A 26,207-nucleotide genomic window follows, 5' to 3' on the forward strand; every position below is an offset into this window, starting at 1 on the left:
CCGTCTGACCTTGCGAGCATGGGAATGAGCATCGTCGATGGCTTTGACCCGTGCGAGAACCTCAAGGCCACGGCGCACCTTCTGACGCAATACCGGATCGCTGCGGACCGCGCGGGGTTCGAAGGCACAGAGCTCGAAGCCGTCACGCTGCGCGCCTACTTCGGTCGAGGCGATGCAAAGATCGGTGAGATCGTCGGATACGACCGCCGTGTCGAAAAAGAAAAGGAGCGGTTGAAGCCACGCCTGTCCGAGCTGGAACTGGAAGATGTCACGCGGCAGGCACGGTCGCCGCACCGAGCAATGGGTAGCGGCGACATTGACCCAATGCCGAATGAAGGCGTCCCGCTCGGCGAAGCCGCAAAGGCACAAGAGGTTCAGCCGTTGCCCCGCGGCGGTCAGGATGACTGGGATGTATTCGCTTCGAAAGCGGGCTCTTCGGTTGTCGTTTTTTCCAAACAATAAAGGGAGTTTCGAATGGCCTTACGATCGCATCTAAAGCCTGTTGCTGCGTCGATATTGATCACCGCAGCGACGACCTTGGCGATGATGGAACCAGCCTTCGCCCAGGCCGCTGGCATTGAAAACGTGCTTCAGAACATCGTCGATATGCTGACCGGCAATATCGCGCGCCTGCTCGCGGTCATCGCCATCATAGTCATCTGCATCTCCTGGATGTTCGGTTACATGGATCTGCGCAAGGCAGGATTTTGGATCATCGGTATCGGCGGCATCTTCGGCGCCACCGAACTGGTCAACACGATCGTCGGATGATGCTCATGTCGCGCGCTGCTGCTGTTGAGGAAGACACGCTATTACTTGCTTGCACGCGTCCCATCATGGTTGCCGGGGTGACGATGGAGGCGATGGCGATCAACGTGATGCTGACGACGATCCTGTTCATCGTCGCCGGCTCGATTGTCTATGCCCTGGTTGGCGTGGTTCTCCATCTCGCTTTCAAAGCACTCGTCAAGCACGACCATAATATGTTTCGCGTCCTCGTTGCCTGCATTGAAACGCGAGGCAGGGCGCGCAACACGATTCTGTGGGGAGGCTCGACTGTCACTCCCTTGCGCCTTGATCATGTTTTGGCCGGGAGGATCTAGACCTTGACTAGTCTTGCTAAGTTCAAAGCCCGCGAACTGGAACCGGAAACCTTTATTCCCTACGTCCGTCATATCGATGAGACCGTCATTGGCCTCGACTCTCGCGCTTTGATGTCGGTCATCGCCCTTGAAGGCATCGCTTTTGAAACAGCTGATCCCCTCGATATCAATGCGTTTCACCGCGATCTCAACACGCTTTATCGCAACATCGCCGATGAGCGGTTGGCGCTATGGGCACATGTCATCCGTCGCCGCGACAATGACTATCCGCACGGCATTTATGCCAATGCCTTCTCCGCCAGCCTCAATCAAAAATACCGCGACAGGATGGTTGGCGAGGATCTCTTTCGCAACGATCTCTATCTGACGCTGGTGTGGCATCCGGCCCGCCATCCTGCCCGCAAGATTGCAACGTTGCTGACCAGGCTAAAGACCGCACGGGCCACTGGCTTCGAACTTGATCGCCAGGCCCTCAAACATCTGGTCGACGTGACGACCGACGTCTCAGCCGGCTTGGCGCGCTTCGCGCCACGCATTTTATCGATCTATGAGCGCGACGGCATTGTCTTTTCCGAGCCGAGTGAGGTGCTCCATCAACTGGTCGGCGGCAGGCGAGAACCGATCCCGCTTACGCAAGGGCGCATTTCTTCAGCGATTTACTCCGACCGGGTCATCATTGGCCGGGAAACCGCCGAGATACGACATGAAGCCGCGAGCCGTTTCGCCGGCATGTTCGGGTTCAAGGAGTACCCGGCGCGCACCCGCACTGGCATGCTTGATGACCTGCTCACGGCACCGTTCGAGCTCATCCTCACTCAGTCATTCGCCTTTGTCAGCAAGGCCGACGCCAAGGTGATAATGGGGCGCAAGCAGAACCAGATGGTCAGCGCTGGCGACAGGGCAAGTTCACAACTGCACGAGCTTGCAGACGCCCTCGACGATCTGGAATCAAACCGGTTCGCCCTGGGCGAACATCATCTGACGCTCGCAGTCTTTGCGCCATCGGTGACCGAGCTCAATGACAATCTGGCAAAGTCGCGCGCGCACCTCACCAATGGGGGTGCAGTCGTTGCCCGTGAGGATCTCGGGCTCGAAGCAGCTTGGTGGGCGCAGCTTCCGGGCAATTTTCGCTATCGGGCCCGCTCTGGCGCAATCACGTCCAAAAATTTCGCCGCTCTTTCGCCCTTCCATTCCTATCCCCGCGGTCAGGAGCACGGTAACGAATGGGGCCCCGCCGTCGCTCTCCTGAAAACCGCGTCCGGATCGCCGTTCTATTTCAACTTCCACCATGGTGATCTCGGCAATACTTTCGTCTGCGGCCCGACAGGATCGGGCAAAACCGTCGTCGTCAATTTCATGCTCTCCCAGTTGCAGAAGCATGATCCGCATATTGTCTTCTTCGATAAGGACCGCGGCGCCGATCTGTTCGTGCGCGCCGCAGGCGGGATTTATCTGCCGCTGCGAAATGGTGCGCCAACCGGATGCGCACCACTTAAGGGTCTTGAGCTCACGCCGCAGAACAAGGTCTTTCTGTCCCAATGGATCGCGAAGCTTGTCGGCTCGAAGGCGCGTGAGCTTTCCGTTACCGAAGTCCGCGATATTGCCGGCGCCATCGAGGGAATTGCTGACCTTTCGCGCGATGAGCGCACCATAGGGGCGCTGCGTGCTTTCCTTGACAACACCGATCCCGAGGGCATAGCGGCGCGCCTGCGTCGCTGGGAAAAAGGTGGGCCGCTTGGCTGGGTGTTCGACAATGAGGCCGACGACATAGGCATCGGCGCGAAGTTCCTCGGCTATGACATGACGCATTTTCTCGACAATGAGGAAATCCGCACGCCACTGATGGCCTATCTGTTTTATCGGGTCGAGCAGTTGATCGACGGTCGCCGGATCATCATCGTCGTCGACGAATTCTGGAAGGCGCTTGCCGACGAGGCCTTCCGCGATCTTGCCCAAAACAAGCTGAAGACAATCCGCAAGCAGAACGGATTGATGCTGTTTGCCACGCAAAGCCCACGCGACGCTATCGGTTCACCGATTGCACATACGATCATCGAACAATGCCCGACACAGCTATTCATGCCGAATGCGCGTGGAAGTCATGCCGATTATGTCGATGGTTTCAAGCTGACGGAGCGTGAGTTCGAACTGATATCGTGTGCACTCTCCAACGATGCGAGGCGGTTTATCGTCAAGCAGGGCCACAACAGTGTTGTCGCCGAACTCAATCTCGCAGGCTTCGACGATGAACTCGCCGTGTTGTCCGGGCGCACCGCCAATGTCGAACTGGGGGATCGTATCCGTGCGGACGTAGGAGACGATCCGTCCGCCTGGTTGCCGCTGTTCCAGCAAATGAGGAGTAAAAGCTGATGATCAGGAAGATGACAGCGATGATCGCTGCAGCCGCAGTGCTTTATGCAACAGGGACCTCAGGGCAGGGGATCCCGGTTGTCGATAACGCTGCAATCGCCAAACACATAGAGAGCATTGCCCAGTTGACCAAGCAACTGGATACGATGAAGGCGCAGCTTGATCAGGCGCAGCAGCTTTACGGCTCCCTGAACAAGCTGACCGATATGGCTGATATCGCAACCATCTTGAACGATCCGGCGATCCGCAACGCACTACCCGACGATTTCTCAGCCGTCCAAGGGCTGCTGAAGGGCTCAGGCGCCGGCGCCTTTGGCGATTCCGCCACGAGGTTCCTCGATGACAACAGCATCTATAAAACCAGCGCCAACGATTTCTACGCCTCAGAACTTGCTCGTATGCAGAACCGCAACGCCGGTCAGATGAGCCTCGGGCAGCAGATCTATGACGCGGCAACCAAGCGCATCGATGGCATCGACGAGTTGCGCAAACGGATTGCCGCGGCCGGAGACGCCAAGGACATAGCAGACCTTCAGGCCCGGCTGCTTGCCGAAACCGCCTTTCTCGAGACGGACACCCTGCGCATGCAGGCACTGCAGATGATCCAGCAAGCGCAGGTTCAGGTTGATCTGCAACGCCAGGCCGAAGACTGGCGCAAACGGATGGACGCAATGGGAGCCGCACTCAAATGACAACGTCGATGCCGACCCGTCTGCTGTTGCCCGCCGCCTGCTTGCACGGTGAGGTTCTCACCGAATTGAACCGCTTGGCCGAGGCGGTCCGTGGCAAGGCTCGGCTCGAGCGAACGAACAAGGCGTTTGGGGGCTAAGGCGGATGTACCAGGTCTTTGCTTTCCTCGACAATCAATTCAAGGCTCCACTTGAGAGTTTCATTTCTTCCGGAACATCCAACATCAGCACGTGGGTGGCGGGGCCGTTGACGGCGGCCCTCGTGCTCTATGTCGTCCTCTATGGCTATCTGGTTCTCAGAGGGTCCATCGAAACGCCTGTGCTGGAGTTTGCCTACCGCGCGATCAAGCTCGGCATTTTGGTGATGCTCGTGCGCGATGCTGCCGACTATCGGGCGTTTGTAACTGATCTATTCTTCACCAGTCTGCCGCAGGAAATCTCCACGGCGCTCAACACCGGCACCGTACCGAGTGCGTCGACATTTGATGCACTGCTCGACAAGGGGCAGGCGTCGGCCAACCAAATCTGGAACAGAAGCTCTTGGCCGCTCGACATCGCGACCGCGTTCGGTGGCCTCTTGATGGTCGTCATTACATTCGTCGTCGCTGCAATCGGTTATATCGTCTCCCTCTATGCCCGCGTCGCACTCGCCATCATTCTGGCACTCGGTCCCATTTTCATTGCACTGGCGATGTTTCAGAGCACGCGGCGCTTCACCGAAGCCTGGATCGGCCAACTGGTTAATTTCGTTATCTTACAGATCCTGGTCGTTGCGGTCGGCTCGCTGCTGATCACGACGCTCGACACGTCGTTCACCACCGTCGAAGCCTACGAGGACGTCTTGATGCGGCCGATAGCGATCGGAGCCATTGGGATCGCAAGCCTCTATGTCTTTTATCAGCTCCCCGGTATCGCAGCATCCCTTGCTGCCGGTGGTGCGTCGCTGACCTATGGCTACTCTGCGGCACGCGATGCGCATGAGAGTACGCTCACCTCCGGAGCAGTCGCTGTCCAGCGCATCGCGCGACGCGGTATGCACGCCGCCGTTCGCCGCTTGTCGGCACACGACACGTCGTGACCTGCCGATGCTCTTCCAGCAAGGTGCCTTAACGGCGCTGCGACCCCTTTACGGATGAACAAAGGACACCGGTCGATATGCCGCGAACTGTCTTCTGCCTCCTATTGTTGGCCCTGGTCAGCGGATGCAACACGATGACGTCTCATCTCCCGAAATGCGACGGATACGCCAAACGTCCGCTCAACCGTTCAATGTGGCAATGGGAGGGCGGCAAACAGCGTTCCGCAAAACCGCTCGGTTACCTGCGTGAACAGCCTGTTCCCGCGGCCTTCGAGGAGTTTGACGAACGCGCGTCCTATCGCAAATGCGCCGAGGCGCTGGGGCGCCAATGATCACCCCGGATGGTTTGAAGGCCTATTTCGACAGGGCGCGCCGTTTCGATCAGGATCGCTTGATAAGCGTCGAACGTTCGGCACGAATTGCCTGGACTATTGCGATTGTTGCAAGTTTCGTTGCCTGCGCCGCCGTCTTTGCCGTCGCTGCGCTCGCGCCATTAAAGACGGCCGTGCCATTCGTCGTGCGTGTCGACAATTCGACCGGTATTGTCGACGTGGTATCGGCCCTGACCTCGGGGGCTGGAAGCTACGACGAAGCGGTGACGAAGTATTTTGCTGCGCGCTATGTCAGGGCGCGCGAAGGCTATGTTTGGTCGGAGGCCAAGGAGAATTTCGAGACCGTCTCACTCCTGTCGGCGCAACCCGAGCAGATGCGCTTTGCCACCCTTTACCGCGGCAGCAATCCCCACTCCCCACAAAATGTTTACGGGCGCGGTTCGACGGTGAAAGTCACGATCAAGTCGATCTCCCTGATCAACGCAAACGTCGTGTCGGTGCGCTTTCTCAGCACCATCACCCGGGCAGACGATGTGCGCACAACTCATTGGGTGGCGACGCTCACTTATTCCTATGTCAATGCCCCGGTCTCCTCGACCGACCGGCTGGTCAATCCGCTTGGCTTCGTCGTCAGTGATTATCGGGCAGATCCGGAGGCGATCAATTGAAGACAATTTCATTGCCAGTCTTTGCCGCCCTTGTCGCCGTCACAACGGTGTTTCATCCAGCCTTGGCCCTCGATATTCCGAGCGGCGCCGGGCAGGACAACCGTGTTCGTTTCGTCAACTACCAGCCGTACAACATCACCCGCATCGTCGGCACGCTGCGCTCGTCGGTTCAGGTGGAGTTTGCGCCCAATGAGGAGATCGCGCATGTGGCGCTTGGCAATTCGGTAGCCTGGGAGGTGGCGCCAGCCGGCAATATTCTGTTCCTAAAACCGCGCGAAAACCAGCCGATCACCAACATCTCCATAGTCACGACAAGACGAGATGGCTCAAAGCGCAGCTACCAGATGGAGCTTACAGTGCGCGACGGCTCCGTTGCTGCCGGACAAGATACCTATTTCTATGTGAAGTACCGCTATCCCACTGACGAGGCGCAGCGCCGGCGCCTGGAAGCGCAGGCCCGTGGCCAAGCGGAGAAAGCCGATGCTGCAAATGACGTTTTGGCGCTCCATGAGCAATATGGCCCGCGCAACTGGCAATATTCGGTGCAAGGATCTGCCGCGATCGAACCGCAGGCCGTTTACGACAACGGCAAGCTTACAACTTTTGTCTTCGGCGACAATCGGGAGATCCCGGCAATCTACCTTGAGAGCTCCGACGGAACCGAAAGTCTCGTCTCAAAATCCATCTCCGGTGGTCTCGTGCTCGTTCATGCCATCAGCCGCAAGTTCATCCTGCGTCGTGGAACGGATGTGATCTGCGTCTTCAACGAGGCCCATACTCTTGGCGCTGACAACCCCGGGACACATACGACCTCTCCATCGGTGGAGAGGGTCGTCAAGGCAGCAGATGAGGACACAGCCCAAAGAGACGCACAATGACAGACGATGTTCCAACGACGATACCCGGCGAACGCGGACATGCCCAGCTTCCCCAAGGGTTCGACAGCAACCCGGCTCTCAGACGCGGCGCCGTTGTCGCAGCTATCCTCGCCTTCATCGGCTTCGGGCTGTGGTCGATGCGTTCGCAGACCCTTGACCCGAATGCCGAGCGTGAGGAGCGGGTGGTCATCCGGCAAGCGACGGACTTCGAGCCGGCAAAAGAGGAGCCAAAGACGGTGGAGCCATTGCCCGAAGTCAAATTGCCAACGCCGGTTGTCGCCGAAGCGCCCACCGAACCCGAAAAGGACGAGCTTCTGGAATCTGCCCGGCGAGCCCCAGTCATGGCCTTCAACGCAGGCCAAGGGATCGATCGCCGTTCCGAATACACGCAAACACCGCCGGATCAAGCTTCGACCTATCTGCCCATTAATGGCGCGCTTGGCGGCGAGGGAGGCGAGAACGAAGATCAGCGTTTCGACCGCATGCTGAAACCGACACGGCTCGAAGGTTCGCGCGCCGGACATCTCGGCAACCGGAACTATATCGTCGCGATGGGGACTTCGATCCCGTGCGTGCTCGAAACGGCGCTGTCTTCTGACCAGCCTGGCTTCGCGAGCTGTGTCATCAATCGCGACGTATTTTCGGATAACGGCCGCGTGGTGCTGATGGAGAAGGGCACACAAGTTGTCGGCGAATACCGCGGCGGTCTGCGGCGCGGCCAGAAGCGGCTCTTCGTCCTCTGGAACCGTGCGAAAACGCCAACCGGTGTCATCATTGCGCTTGCTTCACCCGCAACCGATGCGCTCGGTCGCACCGGTTTTGACGGGCATGTCGACAGTCATTGGTGGGAGCGCTTTGGCAGTGCTTTGCTCCTGTCGATCGTTGGTGATGTGGCGAGCTTTGGGGGAAGGCAATTACAAGATCAGGACGTCGGCGTGGAGGGTACGACGAGCGCCGGCAGGCAAGCGGCAGCGATCGCCGTCGAGCAATCGATCAATATTGTCCCGACGCTATACAAGCGCCAGGGCGAGCTCGTGTCGATTTTCGTGGCGCGTGATCTCGATTTTTCCCGGATCTACGAATTGCGGGTGACCGAACCACGTAGCACTGTTCTCGAACGTTCTGTTCTCGGCGACTTCAGCAAACGCGCGCGCGTGGTAACGAAATGAGGATCAGCGCGTGACGGGAACGTGCGACGCGCCTGTCGTGCGCCAGCTTCTCCAGCCGATCGCCGGGTTGCTGCAAAACCCCACACTCTATGAGGTGGTCATCAACCGGCCGGGCGAAGTCCTGGCCGAAGGGTCCGCTGGCTGGTCGCGCTTTGACGTTGCGGAACTGACCTTCGACAGATTGATGCGTCTTGCCCGCGCGGTTGCCAGTCATTCGCATCAGGCGATCGACGAGGCGAGGCCGATCCTTTCAGCAACTCTTCCGGACGACGAGCGCATTCAGATTGTTATCCCGCCGGCGACAACAAAAGGCACGGTGAGCATCACCATTCGCAAACCCTCATCGGTGTCCTTGTCGTTAGGCGGCCTCGACGCAGCAGGACTATTTACCGTGACCGCCGCGGCGGGTGATCGAGCCGACTGTCCGGACAGAAGGCTGTCTAAGCTTTACGAAGCCGGAAACTATGCGGCGTTCCTGGAGCAATCGGTTGTCGCCCGGAAGAACATCATTATTTCCGGGGCGACCGGCTCGGGTAAAACCACGCTGTCGAAGGCGCTGATCCAGCACATTCCGACGTTCGAGCGCATTATCACAATCGAGGATACAGCCGAGCTGGTCATTCCGCAACCAAACCACGTTCGACTGTTCTATTCGAAGGGTGAACAGGGCCTTGCGAAAATCGGTCCCAAGGAACTGCTGGAGTCAAGCCTGCGGATGCGTCCCGATCGTGTCCTGCTGCAGGAACTGCGCGACGGCACGGCTTTCTACTACATCCGAAATATCAACTCCGGACATCCAGGGTCCATCACCACTGTGCACGCTGACTCGGCGGCCCTCGCGTTTGAGCAGCTGACCCTCCTCGTTAAGGAATCCGACGGCGGGCAGGATCTCGCCCGCGACGATATCCGCAACCTCTTGAAGATGATGGTCGATGTGGTCATTCAATGCAAACGGGTGGAGGGCAAGTTCCGGGTGACAGAGATATGGCTAAGTCGCTCGGCATAGTGTCCTCCGCCACAGCGCCCCGGGGTGCTATCATCCGTCTCACCAAGCCCCTCATGACGAGGGGCGCCGCAAGTCCTCTAAGGATTGCGCGGCCCGATTGATCTCCGGCTCGCGGTGGCCTTTGCCTCTGACATTGTTTGACAGCAACCCGGTATTGCCGGATCGTTGGGTTCGCTGTGCATGCAAGCAGTCCCTTGGCGCAGCGTTGTCGGTGTGACGATGCCCGCTCTATTGAGCAGCAACCCCGTCGAGCGGTGCCCTCGAGCCCTTTTGAAGCCAAGCGTAGCCTGAACCTATACGGGAGGATAACGTGAGCGACCATGTCTACAAGAAGGTGGAACTTATCGGTAGTTCGAAAGTCTCGGTGACCGAGGCAATCGAGACGGCGATTATGCGGGCCTCTAAAACAATGAGAAATCTCGAATGGTTCGAGGTGGATCAAATCCGGGGACAGATCAAGGATGGGGCGGTGGCGTGCTATCAGGTGGTTGTGAAGGTCGGATTTCGGATCGACGATTGACACGCTAGGCCATTTATCTGTGCCGACGTACAAGCTGTCTCCGCTTGTCGATCGGGTATTCGTGGAGGCCGCGGCTACCGTTACGGCATACCGGCGAACTATACCTCTCGGTCAAACCGGACAGCATCCGAGATCCGCATGATCTTCGGCAGCTCGCGGACCTTCGCGGATCCTGCGAGCCAGTCCGTCGGCTGTCTCGGTTAATGACGAACGCGCAGCGGCCTCCCAACCCTGCACTATTTGCGGGCGATAGCGTTGCTCATGAGGTTCCAGCCCCATGAAACCCGCGCTGCCGGTTTTTGAACGCCCGTGTGCGATGGCGCGCACGAACCACGCGTCTCCTCGATCGCTCGCGTCGGAAACCATTCCCGTTCTCGATGTCGCCTTTCTAAGGGACCGGCCGCGTCCAGCGTCAACCCGCAAGGGGTTTCCCTCCGCTTCGCTGCGGTGACACTTGCGGCTCGGCCCCTTCTTCGGGCGCCATCGGGAATGGTTCCCGAGCAACCGAAGGAGACAGCACCATGGCCACCACGATCGCAACCCTTACCGAAAAGACCGACGGCACCCTCGAAGGTCTCTTCGCCACCATTAAGGTCAACGCCCCGATCGCCCTCATCCCGAATGGGCAGAAGACAAGCGAAGGCGCCCCTGACTATCGCATCATCCACCGCCGCACCGGCTTCGAGATCGGCGCCGGCTGGTACCGGAACTCGCAGCGCACCGGCGAGGAATACCTCTCGGTCAAGCTCGAAGCGCCCGAGATCGGCGTGATTTTCGGCAATGTCGCACCGGCACCGGGCGGCGAGGCGAACCGCAAGGTCATCCTGTGGAATGATCCAGCCTGAGCGTCGCATACTCCGGCCCCGCGGTGATCGCGGGGCCGCTCCGTCCAACCCCTTCATCTTGGAGAATACCAATGCGCCTCATCACCGAGGAAATCCGCGCGGCCCTCATCACCAACGGTCGACGCTTCCAACGCGATCCAGACTTCGATCCGCTTCCGCTCGTCAAACTGTTTACGCCCGACGCGGCCGCCACATGGTTGATCGCTGCTGCCGAACCGGAGGACCCCGATCTGCTCTTCGGGCTCTGCGACCTCGGCGTCGGGTTTCCCGAACTCGGTTCCGTTCTTCTCTCGGAGATCCAATCCGTTCGCGGCCGCCTTGGCCTGCGCGTCGAAAGGGACCTCACCTTTAAAGCGGACCGGCCAATTTCGGCCTATGCCAAAGTCGCTACTGCAGCCAGCCGGATCGTCGCCTAGCTGAGTATATAGCCAGGAGGGGCCGTAGTCGGCAGGCTACGGTCCCGGTTTGTTTGTCGTCATTGGCGAAATGCAACTCGTGGCGCTCTAACCGGATCTTGTCAGAAGCGAGGTCAGCCAGGTGCCTGCACATTCTGGGTGGCATACCCAACCCACCCTGTCTGCTCAGAAGTGTCAGGATGCCATGAGGGGCCGGAACGCTTCAAGGCCGCGCGGCCCCTCCAATTTTGCCGCAAGCGGCAAAATCGGCTCCTCCGCGCGCCGGCTCCGCCGGTCGCGTGACGCGAGCCTTGACCCCTTCCGACCCCTCATGACCGACGGCGTCATCTTTCACAAATTCAAGGAGATGACGATGACGATCGAACAGCACATCGAGGAACTGCGCGCTGAATTGCAGTATTGCCCGGACGCCGAGGAGCGCCACCAGATCGAAGCCGAACTGGAAGCGGCACGGCAGGAACTCGTCCGTCGCAACACCGATGACCCGCCTCCAAAATAGTGGCCGTGCGTCATCTTGCTTCGACCGCAATCTTTTGGACGTATCGCCGAGCGGTGACAGGATGTGATCGTTCAGGTCGCCGGTGCCTTGACGAACCGGTTGGGTTCGACCGCCGCATTCATGTCTTTTCTCCGGAAATAAATCGCCCGTCCGCAACGCAACGGACTGTGACCCTGGACAATGATGATCTGCTCGTCCTTGCGCATCGACTGGATGATTTCGTGCGGCATAATCAGCGGTCTGCGCTGAAGGCTGACACTCTCTGACCGCCTTGAAGCTTTGTCAGAGCTGCTCCCGCCGATATTGCGGGACCGGCCCTCGACCTCAACGGTCATTTCGCCACATTGAGCGGAAACGTTCCGGGCCGTGTCGAGCGCCTTGATTGCCGCATAGGATGCAAAGGCGCATCCATCGATCCATGAGGTCGCGCCATCACGGCCGAAGTGCTTTTCGAGCTGGCCGACCGATTGATACATCAACATCAGCGTGATGCCGTATTTCCGGCCGTAGTCGCGGGCATCCTCGAGCACGCGCATGAAGCCGAGAAGATCAATCTCATCGAGCATGAAGAGTGCGCGGCGGTCGAAGGCCCCGTCGGCCTGGATCATGGCATTGATCAGTGAACCGACGATGACGCGGGCAATGCCCGGATAGCTGCGCAGGATCGAGGCGGGAATGTTCAGGAAAACGTCGATCGCGCCCTTGACGATATCACCCGATTTGAATGCCGTCCCGCAGACGAGCGCGGCATAGTCGTCGAGCGATAGCCATTGTGTATCCTTCGACGCGGTAGAATAGACGCCACTGAAAGTCTGTTCCGTCATATTGGTGAAGACGCCCAGCGTCTCGCGGACAAAGGCCGATTGCGATGTTTCCTGAATGTCGCGCAACATCGCCAGGACTGACGGTTCGGGCTCGGAAACAATCTGGCGCAGACTGCGAAGATCGCGACGGCCGGCATAGTCCGCAGAGAGCATGATGTGCGCCAGCAAACCTGTCAGAAGATTGTGCGCCTGGTTCTGGAAATATGACCCCGTCGATGTTTCGATCCGAGAGCTTTCCGACAGAAGCATGTGAGCAACCGCGACGATGTCCTCTTCCTTGGATTTCGAGGTTTCAATCCAGTCGAGGACGTTGAAGCCCCAAGCGGGATTGGATGGGCCAAGTACGATGCAGTTTCGTTTGAGCTTCGTTCGCCGATGGGCAACAACCATCGGCGCTACTTCGGTCGAGGGATCGAGGCAGATCAGTGGTCCGGTATAGCGCAACGCTGTCGGAATAACATTGCTCGTGGTCTTGTATCCGCCTGAACCAGCGAAAAACAGCATATGAGTGGAATCGAAATCTTGCCTATAGGTGAGCAGCGGTGCCTTGCCGCCTTTCCCCCAGGTTGACCGGTCGTCAGGCCGAAAGGGGACACGGTGGATCGTCTCGAGATCGACCCGGTAGCGCTCGCCAATGACGATTTCGCCATCCGCCGGAAACTGAGTGGCGGCGGCAGACATAGACAGCCAGTCGGCGTCGCCGAAGGTGCCCCGCCGGGCTCGTTTTACCGGTCCACCGATGATTATGGACATACGGGCGGAGATCGCCACGATGGCAAAGCCGCCGATTGCGCCTGCGGCTGCGTAGAGATCGAGATAGGAAAACGCCGCTGCCCAGCTGACCACTCCAGTCTGAACGAAGGGGGACAGTCGGGCGTGTTCCCGCACACCGTAAAATCCGCCAATGCAGAGAAACGTGATGACACTGACAAGCGCGATCGGTCTGCGCCGGTGCAGAGGCAAGATTGCCACAGTAATGAGCCCCGAAATCGGTCCAAAGAAAAGATTGGGAATCGGGGACGCACGCATGAACCAATAGGCATACTCGGGCGCAACCATAGTCGCCATCGTCGGCCACTTGTAAGCTGTGATAAGCAAAGTCGCGAGGCTCACTGCTATTGGCACGAGTGCCAGCAGGACCATCGGGCTGAGTCGTCGTTTCGCCGCCATCCCGCACTCTCTGTTTATAGTTTGATCAGTGCGCGGGCCTCCGCCCGAAAGGCCTTCGCACCGAGGGCGCATAGCCGATCATGCTCCGCCGCCCCGACTGGAACCCGGCTCGCCTCGATCAGCGCTCCGAGCAGAAACGCCCGATCGGCGTTCCTTAAGCCTGCCTTGATGACCAATCCGCCGAGGATGATCTTTTCGCGGGTTTCGCGCTTGCGCTCTTGAGTCATCCTGCGTTGCAGCTTCCGTTCGAGAAATACAATCCGCTGGTCAAGCCGCCTAAGCGGATGGACCGTCGGCCCCTCAGACCCTTTCGCGAAATCGCGTGACGATCTCTGCAAAAATGGCGTCGAGCTCGCTGTCGGGAATGTCGAGTTCGGCGAGACCGGCTTTCTGCGCCATCCGGGCGAAACGCTCGTTGGCTTTAAACAGCAGGTTCTTGCGTTTCGCCCGCAGTGCTTCGATTTGAGCATCGATTTCCGAAATGGTTGTTTTTGAGCGCACTTTTCGTCCTTCCTCTGTCTCCAGCGAGATTCGATTATACTATCTTAAATGTCCTAGTCAAATCGTCGGAAATGAGGTATTGGAAAATGAAACTCCGAGCCAAAGATGAATCATGAAGTCCTACTAAGTAGGCGTATGGCGCAATATACGTCGCAGTTGCGACGCGCTTGGGAGGGGAGATTGACCTGAATTGGCTATCATGTTTGTGAGGGCTCAGGTGATCAGCCGGAGTGCCGGACGCAGTATCATCTCTGCAGCTGCCTATCGTCATCGCACCAAGATGATGGACGAACAGATCGGCAAGGAATTCCGCTACTATGGCGATGCTGCGGAACTGGCGCATGAAGAACTTGCTTTGCCCGCCGAAACACCCGCATGGCTGAAGGCGGCCATAGATGGGCGGACGGTCGCTGGTGCCAGTAAAGTGCTTTGGAACGCGGTCGACCGTTTCGAGACGCGCTGCGATGCGCAGCTTGCCCGCGAGATCATTCTCGCGCTTCCGGTGGAATTAAACCGCAAGGAGAACATCGAACTTGTGCGCGACTTCGTGCGGGAAAACCTCACGTCGCGGGGAATGGTCGCCGATTGGGTTTATCACGACAAGGACGGCAATCCGCATGTTCATATTATGGCAACGCTGCGCCCTTTGGCCGAGGAGGGGTTCGGGCCGAAGAAAGTCGCGATCGTCGGTGAAGACGGCCAACCGGTACGCGTCAAAACGCCCGACCGACCTGAGGGGAAAATCGTTTATCGGCTGTGGGCAGGCGACAAGGAAGCGATGAAGGAGTGGAAGGTTGCCTGGGCGGAAACGGCAAGCCGCCATCTGGCGCTTGCCGGTCATGACTTCCGCCTTGATGGTCGTTCCTACGATGAACAAGGACTTCGCGGACTGGAGCAACGGCATTTCGGTCCGGATCGTGCTGCGCTTGTTCGTAAAGGCATCGAATCCTATTTTTCACCGACTGCATTGGCCAAGCGCTATGAGATTGCCGACCGGCTCACGGATGATCCGACCTTGTTGCTCAAGCAACTCGCCATCGAGCGATCGACCTTTAACGAGAGGGATATCGCCCGCGCGCTGCATCGTTATATCGACGATCCGATCGTCTTTGCCAATATACGCGCCAGACTGATGGCATCGGACGATCTGGTGATGCTGCAGCCGCAACGGCTAAACAGTGAAACCTGCAAAGTAGAGTGTCCGGCGGTGTTCACGACGCGCGCTCTGGTCCGAACCGAATATGAAATGGCACGCTTGGCAATTAAGTTGTCGAAGATGAAAGGCTTCGGTGTCTCTAAGTCCCGCGTTGACGCTGCCGTTACATCAATTGAATCTGAAATGTCTGCCGGTGGTGTTCGGCTCGCAACAGAGCAAATCGATGCCGTCCGGCATGTTACCGCCGGTGGCGCAATTGCCGCGGTCGTCGGTGTGGCCGGCGCCGGTAAATCGACATTGTTGAGTGCCGCCCGTACTGTTTGGGAAAATGAGGGGCGGCGTGTCGTCGGTGCGGCACTGGCCGGCAAGGCTGCTGAGGGATTGGAGGAAAGTTCCGGTATTCTCGCCCGCACCATCGCCTCCTGGGAACGTGCCTGGGAGCGAGGTAACGATCTTCTCGGAAAAGGGGATGTGCTGGTCGTAGACGAGGCCGGAATGGTGTCGTCACAACAAATGGGGCGTTTGTTGAAGCGTATCGAGGTCGCGGGCGCAAAGGCGGTGCTCATTGGTGATCCGATGCAGCTTCAGCCGATTCAGGCCGGTGCGGCTTTCCGAGCGATTGTCGAGCGCATCAACTCTGCAGAGCTGGCCGGTGTCCGGCGGCAGAAAGAGGAATGGGCGCGTACGGCCTCCAAGCAATTTGCCCGCGGCGATGTGAAAGCGGCGCTTGCCGCTTATGGCGAACGCGGGCATATCGTTAGCGCCGAGACCCGTCAGGCTGCCATCGAGCGCATCGTCGTAGACTGGACAGCTGCACATCGCGAATTGGTAGTGAACGCCAGGGCGGAAGGTCGCAAACTTCGTGGCGACGAACTGACTGTACTTGCGCATACCAATGACGACGTGAAGGTGTTGAACCGTTCTATTCGCAATGTGCTTTCGACGGATGGATTGTTGTCGGACAGCCGGCCGTTCCTGACCGAGCGCGGTATGCGGGAGTTCGCGGTTGGTGATCGGATCATCTTTCTCGAAAATGCCCGGTTCGTCGCGCCGCATGCCAAGAACCTTACTGTTCAGCACGTGAAGAACGGCATGCTCGGGACGGTTTGCTCGACGGCAGCCGGAAGCGGGACGGCGCTGCTCACGGTGCGGCTCGACAATGGACGCGATGTCGTTTTTGCCGAGGATACCTATCGCAATGTCGATCATGGGTACGCCGCGACCATCCACAAAAGTCAGGGTTCGACTTTTCATCGCGCCTTCGTGCTGGCGACCGGCATGATGGACCAGCATCTGACGTATGTCGCGATGACCCGCCACCGCGATCGCGTCGATCTTTATGTCGCTGCGGAGGATTTCCAGCGGAGGCGGGAACGCGACAGAGCGCCGCGTGCCGACTACACCGACGGGGTTAGCGGCGAGCTTGTCGAAACAGGAATTGCGACGTTTCGACCGCGCGACGATGTTGGTCCAAGTCCCTATGCCGATCTTCGTATTGAAGATGGAATGACCCATCGTCTGTGGGGCGTCAGTCTGCCGAAGGCGCTGAAGAATGGCGGGGTGCAGGTTGGCGACACCGTAATGCTTCGAAAGGATGGAACAGAGAAGGTCACGGTCAAGGTTCCAGTCAACGATGAAGACACTGGCAAAAGACGCATCGAAGAGCGTGTTGTCGAGCGCAACATCTGGAGAGCGGGTCTGATCGAAAAAGCAGAGGACCGACAACGACGGATTGCCAAGGAAAACCGTTTGCCGGACTTATTTCCGCAGCTGGTTAAACGGCTCTCGCGTTCGGGCGGAAAAACGACCACGCTCGATTACGTGACGGAGGATGCATACCGATCACTGGCAGAGGACTTCGCGAAGCGTCGCGGAATTGAGGTAGTGTCTGGCTGGAGTCTTGTTGAGAAGGCGGATCGTACGCTGAGCTGGCTTTCCGATCAGCGTGGTCGAGTGGTTAGACTATGGCAACGCGCCAACTCCGCGCTTGATATTGCGGCTGAGCATGCCGAAGGCATTGAGGCAAGCAGCAGTGCAGCCAGGCGGCAGGTTCCTAAGGTCAGTGCGGATGAGAATCCAGAATTACTCCCGGCAACGATTTCGTTCTCGCGGACACTCGAGGAAGATGCTCGACTTGCGCACCTCGCATCACCTGCCTGGGCGGAGCAGGAAGCGATCATCATGCCTTTGCTCAAGCGGATTTACCGCGATCCGGCGGCCGCGCTTGCGGGGTTGAACGAACAATCCTCGAATACCGCCAAGGATCCGCAGCTGATCGCAGACCGGCTTATTCGATTCCCGAAAGCACTCGGGAAACTGCGTGGCGGCGCTAACCTTGTCGACGGTCAAGCGGCCAGGAAGGAGAGGGCGGCGACCTTGTCAGCTGTGCCAGAGCTCGCGCTTTTGGCGCGAGCTCTGGCGACGGAGTTTCGTAGCCAAGAAGAGCGCTTCCTCAACCGCGAGCGAATGCGCAGATCGCATATGAGCTTCGTTGTTCCGGCACTTTCCAAAAATGCAAGAGCGCGGCTTTTGGAGATCGAAACGGCCTGGGAGAAAGGGGGAGATGAGGCTTATCGATCCGCTTTCCGGATCGCCACGGAGGATCGCTCAGTAGTGCAGGAGGTCAAGGCCATCGACGATGCCCTGACCCGTCGGTTCGGATGGCTTGCGTTTTCCGACAAGGCAGATGGCTTCGCTAAGCGCGATACGGCGATGCGTTTTCCGGAAAGCATGGTGGAGGAAAGGCAGGCCGAACTGACTGTGCTGTTTTCGGTCGTTAGACGGTTTGCGGCGGAGCAGCGCATGATAGAAAAACACGAGCCCGCTCAACTCATCGCACCGGCAGCATTTGCTCCGCAGTATTCGGTCGCGCGCTTGCCAATGTTGCCAGCTGTAACCGAATTCAAGGTCAGTGTGGAGGATGAGGCGCGGCTCAGGGCGGTGGAGGCCCAGCATTACAGGCAGGAGAGAGCGGCACTCGGGCGAGACGCAGTTCGGATCTGGCGCGATCCGGCCACCGCGGTTGCGACGATCGAGAGCCTTGTAACAATGAAGATCGACCCCGAACGCATTGTGCATGCCATTGTCGCTGATCCCGCCGCCTATGGCGCCTTGCGTGGCTCGGACAGGGTGTTGGAGAGGCTCCTGGCAGCAGGACGAGAGCGTCGGGAAGCAATACAGTATGTCAATATCGCTGCCGCCTCCATTCGCGCCATGGGATGCTCCTACGCCGCCGCCTACGAGGCGGAGCTGTTGGCGGTCAAGAATGAACGAAACCGCATGAGTGTCGCTATACCAGGGTTGACCAAAGAAGCTGAGAGTGAGCTCCGCCGTTTAACGGAACAGACGGCGAAGAATGCGAAGCATCTCGCGGGGAAGGTTCGGGCGCTTAATCCGGAGATCCGTGCGGAGTTCGCGACTGTCCGCAAGGCGCTCGATGCACGTTTCGGACCGGGAGCACTCACCCGCGGCGACAGACATGCGATTAAAATGGTGCCGAAGTCGCAATGGGCGGCGTTTGAGGCGATGCGCCATCGTATCCGCGGGCTTCTGCCCGCCACCGGCGCCTACGAAGCAGAGGAGGCAAGCGTCGAGAGCCAGCGCCGCGCGATCAACCAGGCACGAAGCCCGCGCTAGACTAAATGTTCGCCTTGGGACCGGGTGACCCGTCTCACAATATGCAGGTATCGAGGGTTGCGTGAGTTATCCTCGCACAGAGCCTCATGCATAGGAGACGGGCCGTGGCAGACACTATCACATATGTCGGATTGGACGTTCACAAAGAAACGATTTCGGTCGCGCTCGCTGATGGCGGCAAACGTGGGGACGTGCGCGCGTTTGGCCAGATCGTAAACACGCCAACGGCCTTGGCCCGTATGCTGGCGAAGCTTTCACAGCCAGGGCGGACGCTGAAGTTTTGCTACGAAGCAGGACCCTGCGGCTATGGCATTCAGCGCCAACTGTCTGCCGCAGGTCATGACTGCGTGGTTGTCGCCCCCTCTTTGATCCCGCGAAAGCCGGGCGATCGCATCAAGACAGACCGTCGAGATGCCAACAATCTGGCAAGGCTTCATCGCGCTGGTGAACTGAGCGCCGTCTGGATCCCCGATCCCGCCCATGAGGCGATGCGCGATCTGGTGCGGGCACGCCTGGCTGCCGTGCGCAGCCTGCGACAGGCGCGCCAGCAGCTCAGTGGATTCCTCCTGCGCCATGGCTGCCATTATGGCCGTCCAGCCTGGACGCAGATGCACCGCCGTTGGCTGGCAGGCCTCCGCTTCGCGCAACCGGCCCACTACATTGTGCTTGAGGATCATATCGCGACGATCGAGGCTGCTACGGACCGGCGGGATCGGCTGACGAAGCAAATCGAGATCATGTTGGGCGATTGGTCATTGGCCCCGGTCGTCCATGCATTGCAATCGCTGCGTGGCATGGCTCTGGTGACCGCAGCAACGATGATTGCCGAATTGGGCGATCTCAGCCGCTTCACAAACCCACGCCAATTGATGGCGTATCTTGGACTGGTGCCATCGGAGCATTCGAGCGGCGCAACCCGACGCCAGGGCGGCATTACGAAAGCGGGGAACGGAACCGCACGCCGCATGTTGATCGAGGCGGCCTGGAGCTACCGGTTTCCAGCAAGGGTGAGCCGCGAGCAATTGCTGCGCCAGGAGCAGCTTCCAAAAACGATCCGCGATACGGCGTGGAAAGCGCAGGTGCGGCTGTGCGGCCGCTATCGCAAGCTCACGAAGGCCGGAAAGCCAGCCACGACCGTGACCACAGCGATTGCGCGCGAACTGTCGGGCTTCGTCTGGTCGATTGCATGTCAGGTCGCGCGCCCGTTGAACACCGCCAAAGTCTAGATCAGCGAGGAGGAGAAGAGCCGATCAGAAAGCCATGTGCACCTGGGCAAGGCTGGGGGCACGGTCACGGCAGGAGAACCCTCGTTTCCACTATCAGCCGGTTTAATTCCGACGCTGCCAACTAGACTGAGGACGCTCCGCGACGCATCAGGTCCGGCGGTAACCAACCCGCGCATCAGAGCATGATCAACCGTCGTTCATTGACCGTGCCTCCTGCTTTCCCCAGGACGCACTCATACGAAACACGACGTCCGAGAACATCGGGCGGGAGAATTTCTATGCCTGCGACTTGAAAAGGCGAACATGAGAGTGGATTGATGCCGAAATTCGGATCTACAGTAGAAGCGCATCCTCCGATCAAGTGACGGTCTTCGACACCGAAGGCGTAGGTTGCCCGCAGGCGTGCGCCCTTGCCAGATCGGGCCGAAGGGAGCCGGAGAGCGGCACATGACTATGATCCGGCGTATCAACGCCGCGACCATTTCTAGCGTATCAAATCACGCAGGTGTTGCGGCATTGACAGAAGCGCTCTTACCAAGCTGGCACCGTGCCCCCGACGATGCGCCACGTTCCAGCCGCTCGAGCTGTGAACAACGTCGGGCGATGTTGCTGCCGCGAAGCTCCTTGAAACAGAACGCGCGCAATCCCCTCGCGGAAATTCTGCGCCGCAGCCAACTCGGTGCCAGTGATTGCTAGCGCCGCGCTGCGCGGCTGCTCGCAGGCTCCAGCCCCTTGCCGCGATAGGCCACGGGGATGCCCAGTGTCTCGTGGGTCGTTGCCAGAGTTTCGAGCCAAGTTGCCAGTTCGGTGGGTACCTTCTCATCGCCGGTCTCCATCGCCTCGATCCACGCTAGATTGCAATGGAGCGCGCTCGCGAGATTGATAGGCGTCCAGCGAAGGGCAAGTAGGCATTGGGTAAAACGCGCGGGGGTCATTTTAGTGCTCAAGTTTGCGGGTGCGTCGGTTCGATGAGGCTATACACGCAGAAATAAGTCAAGGTGATGACTTGTCGCGGCACGATGATGTGATCGCGTTCTGGTCCACAGCAATCGTCGACACTAGGAAAAACTGCTGTGATCGTTAAGAGGGATGTCCAACTTGCGTTCGTCGACGCTGGCCGCTAATCCCGATGTTGATGGCAGGTAACAGCGACTCGCGCGGGCGAGTGGACCAGGACCGCCAAGACCGGGGCATTGACCGTTGAACGCGACCATTTACCAGTCTGCCATCAACATTGCCGCAAAGGTCGGCATCTATCTTTCGCTCGCGATATTCATTCCCGCGCTGGTCGATCTCTATTTCGGCCATCGGGACTGGAAGGTTTTCGCTGTTTCGGCGTGTCTGATGGGTAGCATTTCGCTGGTCACAGTGGCGGCTACGCAGGGCGGACCACCGGCCTTCAACCGGAAAATGGGCTTTCTGCTCGTCAACCTGTTGTGGCTCGTCGTCTCGTTTGTCGGTGCCATTCCATTCTGGCTATCCTCGGTCAATCTCGATTTTGCCGAGGCGCTGTTTGAGTCTGTCTCAGGCATCACCACCACCGGCTCAACTGTCATTGCCGGTCTGGACAATGCGCCACCCGGTATTCTTGTTTGGCGTTCGCTGCTCCATTGGCTCGGCGGCATCGGCATCGTCGCGCTCGGGCTGTTCGTCATGCCGTATCTGCGCGTCGGCGGACTGTCGTTCTTCAAGATGGAATCGTCCGATACCACCGAGAAGCCGTTTGCGCGCATCGTCACCTTCACGCGTGCCTTTATCCTGATCTATATCGTCCTGACGGTCACCTGCGCGATCATCTACGGCTATCTCGGAATGAATCGCTTCGATGCGATCAATAACGCGATGTCGACGATTGCGACCGGGGGCTTTTCGACCCATGACGCGTCGCTCGGCTATTTTAACAGCCTGCCGATCCTGTGGGTGGCTACCTTCTTCATGACGGTCAGCAGCCTACCGTTTTCCGTGCTGATCATCTTTATCGTGCGCGGCCGGCTGGACACGCTGAAGGATCCGCAGATCATCGTGTTCCTGTCTTACCTCACCGTGCTCGCGATCGCAGCCAGCTTGTTTCAGCGGTTGGAAAACGGCGTCGATTTTCACGAGGCGCTGGCGCATTCGTTCTTCACGGTGTCGTCGATCCTGTCAACGACAGGCTTTGCCAGCGATGACTACATGCTATGGGGCGACTTCATCGTCGCACTCGCCTTTGCGGCGACCTTCATGGGCGGGTGTTCGGGCTCGACCGCTGGCGGCATGAAAGCCTATCGCTTCATCATCATCTTCAATTCCATTCGGGCAGGGCTCTTTAGGCTCATCTACCCGAACGCGATCCACACGGTGCGCTACGGCAAGGCACTGGTCGATATCGACGTGCAGCGGACCGTCTTTTTGTTCTTCACGGCCTATATGATGATCTGGGCCTTCGGCAGCATGGCCATGGGCGCCTTTGGCTATGACCTTTTGACGTCGGCGTCGGCGATCGCCACGGCGCTTTCAAATGTCGGTGCCGGGCTCGGCCCGATCATCGGGCCGGCTGGAAACTTCTCTACCTTGTCCGATCCGGCGCTTTATCTGCTGTCGGTCATGATGCTGCTCGGGCGTCTGGAAATCCTGACCGTTCTGGTCATCCTGACGCCGCTGTTCTGGAAGGATTAAGGCACGAGCGTTTCCGGTTTAACCGGAATTTCACAAACGGCTGTATCTCTTTGTTTTTTTGACAGGAAACCGCTACGCACTTGCCCTGGAAATGCTCCAGGAGCCCAAGCGAGTTGGGCTCCTATACGGTTCAGACCGGCTCCGCTTCGCGCCGGGTCGCTGAGTTGTCGACGTAGTATTTTTCGAAGCGGTGGCGATAGTGTTCGGCGGCGCCGAAGTCGCTGTATTTCGCCAATTCCCGCATATCCGTCTTGTTGAGGATGACGCCGAGGATCTTCGAGTTGATCTGCGGTTCGGCGTGGAGCAGGTCGCGCACGAGCCGCGACGGTGTGCGGCCCCATTCGGCCACGAAGAGGAAACCGTCGGCAAGCGGCGAAAACGCCTTGCCATCAACGACAGGGGCGAGTGCTGCGAGGTCGACGATCACATAGTCGAAGGACTTGCGCGCGTTCGCGATCAATTCCTCCATGGCCGGCGAGGCGAGCAGCTCGTGGCTGTCATGCGGGTAGTGGTTGGTGGCTTCGCCACCGACCGGGAATATCGCAAGCTTCGTCTTGTGGTCGATCTTGATGCCGGCCGGCCAGGATGTCTCGCCGGTTAGCGCCTCGACAAGACCGGTCTTGGGCGCCGGCGTGATCATCTTGCTGAGGCCGGGCCTGCGGATATCCGCATCGATCAGCAGCGTCCGCTTGCCGCTGGCGGCGAGAAGGGCGGCAAAATTGGCAGCGACGATCGATTTCCCTTCATCGGGAACCGCCGACACAATGCCGACCACACGGCAGGCATTTCCATGCAGCATCTGGTCACAGGCGAGCTTGGCGTTGCGGAACGTCTCGGTAAAGGAGGAGCGCGGCGCGTCGAGCACGATGCGGCTGACGCGTTCGAAGGGCACCGGCTCCGGTGCCGGTTGGGGCGGTCCCTTGTCCTTCACAAACCGGGCACGCATATGGTCTGTGGCTGTCGTCGGGCGCGGGCCGATCAGCGGGACATAACCGAGCGACCGATGCCCGAGGATCGAACGGACGTCGCCTTCGAGACGGAACGTGCGCTCCCGGAATTCCTGAAACGCCGCAAACGCCCCACCTGCCATCATGCCGAGCACGGCGGAGAGGGCGAGGATCATCGTCTTCTTCGGGCTTGACGGCGAAACGGGTACGCCGGCTGCGGAAATCACCCGCGCCTTGGCAATCGGGAAGGAGCGCTGCTGTGCGGCTTGCTCATAGCGGCCGAGATAGGATTCATAGAGCGTCTTCAGAGCTGCGGCCTTCTGCTCGAGTTCGCGCAGATGGACGAGCGAGCGGTTTGCGTCGGAGTTCCGGCCGGTGGTTCCCTCGATGTTTTCGCGCAACGAGGCTTCGCGCGACCGCGCGACCTCGTATTCATTGCGATAGCTCGAGGTCAGCTGCTGCAGTTCCTGATAGATCTGGCGGCCGATATCGTTCTTCTCCGCCCGCAGCGATACCGCCTGGGGATGATCGGCGCTAAAGCTTTGGGTCACCTCCTGCTCGCGTTTGCTGACGGTCAGATAGCGGGTCCTGAGGTCGCGGATCACCGAATTGTCGCCGTCCTTCGACGAGATCGTCGCATTGTCGACGGCCTTTTCAGGGCCCTGTTCGACGATCGCCTGAAACTGCTTGTAGCGGGCCGAAGCGGAGGCCGTGTCGGCCTGGGCGATGATCAGCTGGCTGTTGAGATCGGCGAGCTGTTGCTCGGACATCAGTTCTCCCCGCGCCGAGGTCAGCCCGTTGTCGGTGCGGTATTGCTCGACCTCAAGCGAAGCGACCTGGGATCGCTGCCTCAGGTCGGCAAGGCGCTCCTGCAACCACACGGATGCCCGTTCGGTCGCCTCGAAATTGGCGTTCAACTGGTCGGTCAGGTAGGAATCGGCATAGGCGCGTACCACCTGCGCTGCCAGCTGCGGATCGCTCGAACGGTAGGCAAGGGCAACGACCGAGCTTCGCGAGACGCGTTCGACGGCGAGGCCCTGCTGGATAAGCGCGGCTGCCTTCTGTCGCCGGCCGCTGCGTGCGGCCTCTTCCGAAACCGCAGAACCGCCCGTAAACACACCGGTGATCGACTTCATCCAATCCTTGACCACAGCGAAAGCCGAGCGTGGCGGATTGACGATCGTGTCGTTGTCGGCAAGGTTGATCTTGTCGACGACGCGCAGAGCCAATTCGCCTGATTTGAGGATCTCGACGGCGCTGGCAAGTTGGGTGTCGAGCAGCTGGCTGTTTTGTGGCGAAGCCTCTTCTTCCGCGAATTTCGAGAGGTTCTCGTCGAGCAGGATCTGCGTCATCGAGGTATAGTTCGGCGTGGCGAAAAGCAGGTAGACACCGCCGAGAACGACGAACAGGGCAACGAACAGCCCGACTGTCTTGCCGCGACGAACCACCACCGAAAAAAGCCGGTCAAGGTCGATGAAGCCATCGGTTTCCTCGGCTTCGCGGGGCAATACGCTACTGAACGGTAGACTTCTTTGTTTCATTGGGTCGCTCTGTCCGTTTCCATATAGCTATCGGCCGGCGCCCCCACATCTCGGGGCGCCGGAAACCGGGTTTATGCCGCGCGGATGCGGCCTTCGTGAGACAAAACCATGTCCCTGACGGATTCGTAGACCAGATCGCCGATATCCGAACGAGCAAGAGCAAAGGCGACGTTCGCCTCGATGAACCCATGCTTGGAGCCGCAATCGAAGGTTCTGCCATCATAGGGGTGGGCGTGGAACGCCTGATCCTTGGACAGTTTCAGCATGCCGTCTGTCAGCTGAATTTCGTTGCCGGCGCCGCGCTGCTGTCGAGCGAGAATGCCGAAAATCTCAGGCTGGAGAACGTAGCGACCGTTGAGGTAGAAATTCGAGGGCGCCTCTCCCGCTTTCGGCTTTTCGACCATTTCGGTGACCGCGAAACCATGCGAGACGGACGTTCCCTTGCCGACGATGCCGTATTTGGAGGCATCCTCCGGCGCGCATTGTTCGACGCCGACGACATTGCCTCCGGTTTGACGATAGAGATCCATCAGGCCGGCCATGCAGCCGCGCGCGCCATAGGAGAGCATGTCGGGCAGAAGCAGTGCAAAAGGCTCGTCGCCGATCAGGTCGCGCGCGCACCACACGGCATGTCCGAGGCCGAGCGGCGCCTGTTGCCGGGTGAAGCTCACGGAGCCGGCCTTGGGCAACATGGCCTCGAGCTCGGAAATCTGGGCGTTTTTGCCTGAGCGCGTCAGCGACGAAATCAGCTCGGGCGTATCGTCGAAGTGGTCTTCGATCGCCTGCTTGTTACGGCTGGTGACGAAGACGATATGCTCGATGCCGGCCTCGCGGGCTTCATCGACGGCATATTGCACGACCGGACGATCGACGATCGTCAGCATCTCTTTCGGCACAGCTTTGGTCGCGGGAAGGAAACGCGTGCCGTTGCCGGCAACCGGAATAACTGCTTTTCTGACAGTTCTGATACGGTCCATG

At 59.1% G+C, this 26,207-nt stretch carries 24 protein-coding genes; 18 read left to right on the top strand and 6 right to left on the bottom strand.

Features of this window, described 5'->3' with window-relative positions; all coding sequences use genetic code 11:
• Window positions 1-24: 24 nt before the first annotated feature.
• The 15 genes from C6558_RS41735 to C6558_RS40385 all read left to right on the top strand — a co-directional run bounded on the left by C6558_RS41735 (window position 25) and on the right by C6558_RS40385 (window position 11,573).
• Entirely contained in the window at window positions 25-462 is a 438-nt protein-coding gene (locus tag C6558_RS41735) for a hypothetical protein (protein WP_371412303.1), read from the top strand.
• A gap of 12 nt (window positions 463-474) precedes the next feature.
• Window positions 475-771: a TrbC/VirB2 family protein gene (locus tag C6558_RS26660; RefSeq protein WP_057206323.1), complete on the top strand. Its 297-nt coding sequence runs from the start codon at window positions 475-477 to the stop codon at window positions 769-771.
• 5 nt (window positions 772-776) lie between these two features.
• A complete protein-coding gene (locus tag C6558_RS26665; protein WP_057224327.1) occupies window positions 777-1,103 on the top strand; it encodes a type IV secretion system protein VirB3 in 327 nt (108 codons plus the stop codon).
• Between the two features lie 3 nt (window positions 1,104-1,106).
• On the top strand, window positions 1,107-3,473 hold the full coding sequence (locus tag C6558_RS26670; protein ID WP_107027949.1) for a VirB4 family type IV secretion/conjugal transfer ATPase: 2,367 nt from the start codon (window positions 1,107-1,109) through the stop codon (window positions 3,471-3,473).
• A complete protein-coding gene (virB5, locus tag C6558_RS26675) occupies window positions 3,473-4,165 on the top strand; it encodes a P-type DNA transfer protein VirB5 (protein ID WP_082523513.1) in 693 nt (230 codons plus the stop codon). Before C6558_RS26670 ends, virB5 begins: the two co-directional genes overlap by 1 nt.
• Window positions 4,166-4,307: 142 nt before the next feature.
• Window positions 4,308-5,240, top strand: a complete 933-nt coding sequence (locus tag C6558_RS26680; RefSeq protein ID WP_084815208.1) for a type IV secretion system protein — start codon at window positions 4,308-4,310, stop codon at window positions 5,238-5,240.
• Between the two features lie 134 nt (window positions 5,241-5,374).
• Window positions 5,375-5,572 (top strand): hypothetical protein, encoded by a 198-nt coding sequence (locus C6558_RS26685; RefSeq protein ID WP_347369219.1) that lies wholly within the window; start codon window positions 5,375-5,377, stop codon window positions 5,570-5,572.
• On the top strand, window positions 5,569-6,240 hold the full coding sequence (locus tag C6558_RS26690) for a virB8 family protein (protein ID WP_057206329.1): 672 nt from the start codon (window positions 5,569-5,571) through the stop codon (window positions 6,238-6,240). The genes C6558_RS26685 and C6558_RS26690 overlap by 4 nt, the downstream gene beginning before the upstream one ends.
• Before the next feature lie 5 nt (window positions 6,241-6,245).
• Entirely contained in the window at window positions 6,246-7,118 is an 873-nt protein-coding gene (gene virB9 / locus C6558_RS26695) for a P-type conjugative transfer protein VirB9 (protein ID WP_107027980.1), read from the top strand.
• Window positions 7,115-8,287, top strand: a complete 1,173-nt coding sequence (gene virB10, locus C6558_RS26700; RefSeq protein WP_107027950.1) for a type IV secretion system protein VirB10 — start codon at window positions 7,115-7,117, stop codon at window positions 8,285-8,287. The genes virB9 and virB10 overlap by 4 nt, the downstream gene beginning before the upstream one ends.
• A 10-nt stretch (window positions 8,288-8,297) precedes the next feature.
• The gene (virB11, locus tag C6558_RS26705; RefSeq protein ID WP_057224245.1) at window positions 8,298-9,293 is read left to right on the top strand and encodes a P-type DNA transfer ATPase VirB11; all 996 of its coding nucleotides are present in this window, start codon (window positions 8,298-8,300) and stop codon (window positions 9,291-9,293) included.
• 310 nt (window positions 9,294-9,603) lie between these two features.
• Window positions 9,604-9,813, top strand: a complete 210-nt coding sequence (locus C6558_RS26710) for a dodecin (RefSeq protein WP_057206335.1) — start codon at window positions 9,604-9,606, stop codon at window positions 9,811-9,813.
• 521 nt (window positions 9,814-10,334) lie between these two features.
• Window positions 10,335-10,658: a DUF736 family protein gene (locus C6558_RS26715; protein ID WP_057215297.1), complete on the top strand. Its 324-nt coding sequence runs from the start codon at window positions 10,335-10,337 to the stop codon at window positions 10,656-10,658.
• 71 nt (window positions 10,659-10,729) lie between these two features.
• The gene (locus C6558_RS26720; RefSeq protein ID WP_057215300.1) at window positions 10,730-11,074 is read left to right on the top strand and encodes a DUF2958 domain-containing protein; all 345 of its coding nucleotides are present in this window, start codon (window positions 10,730-10,732) and stop codon (window positions 11,072-11,074) included.
• Window positions 11,075-11,426: 352 nt separating this feature from the next.
• Entirely contained in the window at window positions 11,427-11,573 is a 147-nt protein-coding gene (locus C6558_RS40385) for a hypothetical protein (protein WP_164474988.1), read from the top strand.
• A 71-nt stretch (window positions 11,574-11,644) separates the two neighbouring features.
• Here the strand turns inward: C6558_RS40385 and traG are convergent, their stop codons facing one another.
• The 3 genes from traG to C6558_RS26740 form a co-directional block, all read right to left on the bottom strand.
• Window positions 11,645-13,567 carry a Ti-type conjugative transfer system protein TraG gene (gene traG / locus C6558_RS26730; RefSeq protein ID WP_107027952.1) on the bottom strand — a complete coding sequence of 641 codons (1,923 nt, stop codon included), beginning with the start codon at window positions 13,565-13,567 and terminating at the stop codon, window positions 11,645-11,647.
• Between the two features lie 14 nt (window positions 13,568-13,581).
• Complete coding sequence (locus C6558_RS26735) at window positions 13,582-13,794, bottom strand: conjugal transfer protein TraD (protein WP_057214376.1); 213 nt, start codon at window positions 13,792-13,794, stop codon at window positions 13,582-13,584.
• Between the two features lie 73 nt (window positions 13,795-13,867).
• Complete coding sequence (locus tag C6558_RS26740; protein WP_107027953.1) at window positions 13,868-14,068, bottom strand: TraC family protein; 201 nt, start codon at window positions 14,066-14,068, stop codon at window positions 13,868-13,870.
• 190 nt (window positions 14,069-14,258) lie between these two features.
• Here C6558_RS26740 and traA point away from each other — a divergent pair, with 190 nt between their 5' ends.
• Window positions 14,259-18,860 (top strand): Ti-type conjugative transfer relaxase TraA, encoded by a 4,602-nt coding sequence (gene traA / locus C6558_RS26745; RefSeq protein WP_107027954.1) that lies wholly within the window; start codon window positions 14,259-14,261, stop codon window positions 18,858-18,860.
• A gap of 86 nt (window positions 18,861-18,946) precedes the next feature.
• Window positions 18,947-20,086 carry an IS110 family transposase gene (locus C6558_RS26750; protein WP_371412304.1) on the top strand — a complete coding sequence of 380 codons (1,140 nt, stop codon included), beginning with the start codon at window positions 18,947-18,949 and terminating at the stop codon, window positions 20,084-20,086.
• Between the two features lie 692 nt (window positions 20,087-20,778).
• Here C6558_RS26750 and C6558_RS26755 read toward each other — a convergent pair.
• Entirely contained in the window at window positions 20,779-21,021 is a 243-nt protein-coding gene (locus C6558_RS26755) for a hypothetical protein (RefSeq protein WP_057206350.1), read from the bottom strand.
• 265 nt (window positions 21,022-21,286) lie between these two features.
• Here C6558_RS26755 and C6558_RS26760 point away from each other — a divergent pair, with 265 nt between their 5' ends.
• Window positions 21,287-22,741 (top strand): TrkH family potassium uptake protein, encoded by a 1,455-nt coding sequence (locus C6558_RS26760; RefSeq protein ID WP_107027955.1) that lies wholly within the window; start codon window positions 21,287-21,289, stop codon window positions 22,739-22,741.
• Window positions 22,742-22,871: 130 nt separating this feature from the next.
• Here C6558_RS26760 and C6558_RS26765 read toward each other — a convergent pair whose 3' ends face one another.
• Together C6558_RS26765 and C6558_RS26770 are read right to left on the bottom strand one after the other, a co-directional pair.
• Window positions 22,872-25,229, bottom strand: a complete 2,358-nt coding sequence (locus tag C6558_RS26765) for a Wzz/FepE/Etk N-terminal domain-containing protein (protein ID WP_025428871.1) — start codon at window positions 25,227-25,229, stop codon at window positions 22,872-22,874.
• A gap of 71 nt (window positions 25,230-25,300) precedes the next feature.
• Window positions 25,301-26,206, bottom strand: a complete 906-nt coding sequence (locus tag C6558_RS26770; protein ID WP_025428870.1) for a UTP--glucose-1-phosphate uridylyltransferase — start codon at window positions 26,204-26,206, stop codon at window positions 25,301-25,303.
• Window position 26,207 lies beyond the last annotated feature (1 nt).

Source organism: Ensifer sp. NM-2 (assembly GCF_003024455.1).
GTDB lineage: Bacteria > Pseudomonadota > Alphaproteobacteria > Rhizobiales > Rhizobiaceae > Ensifer > Ensifer canadensis.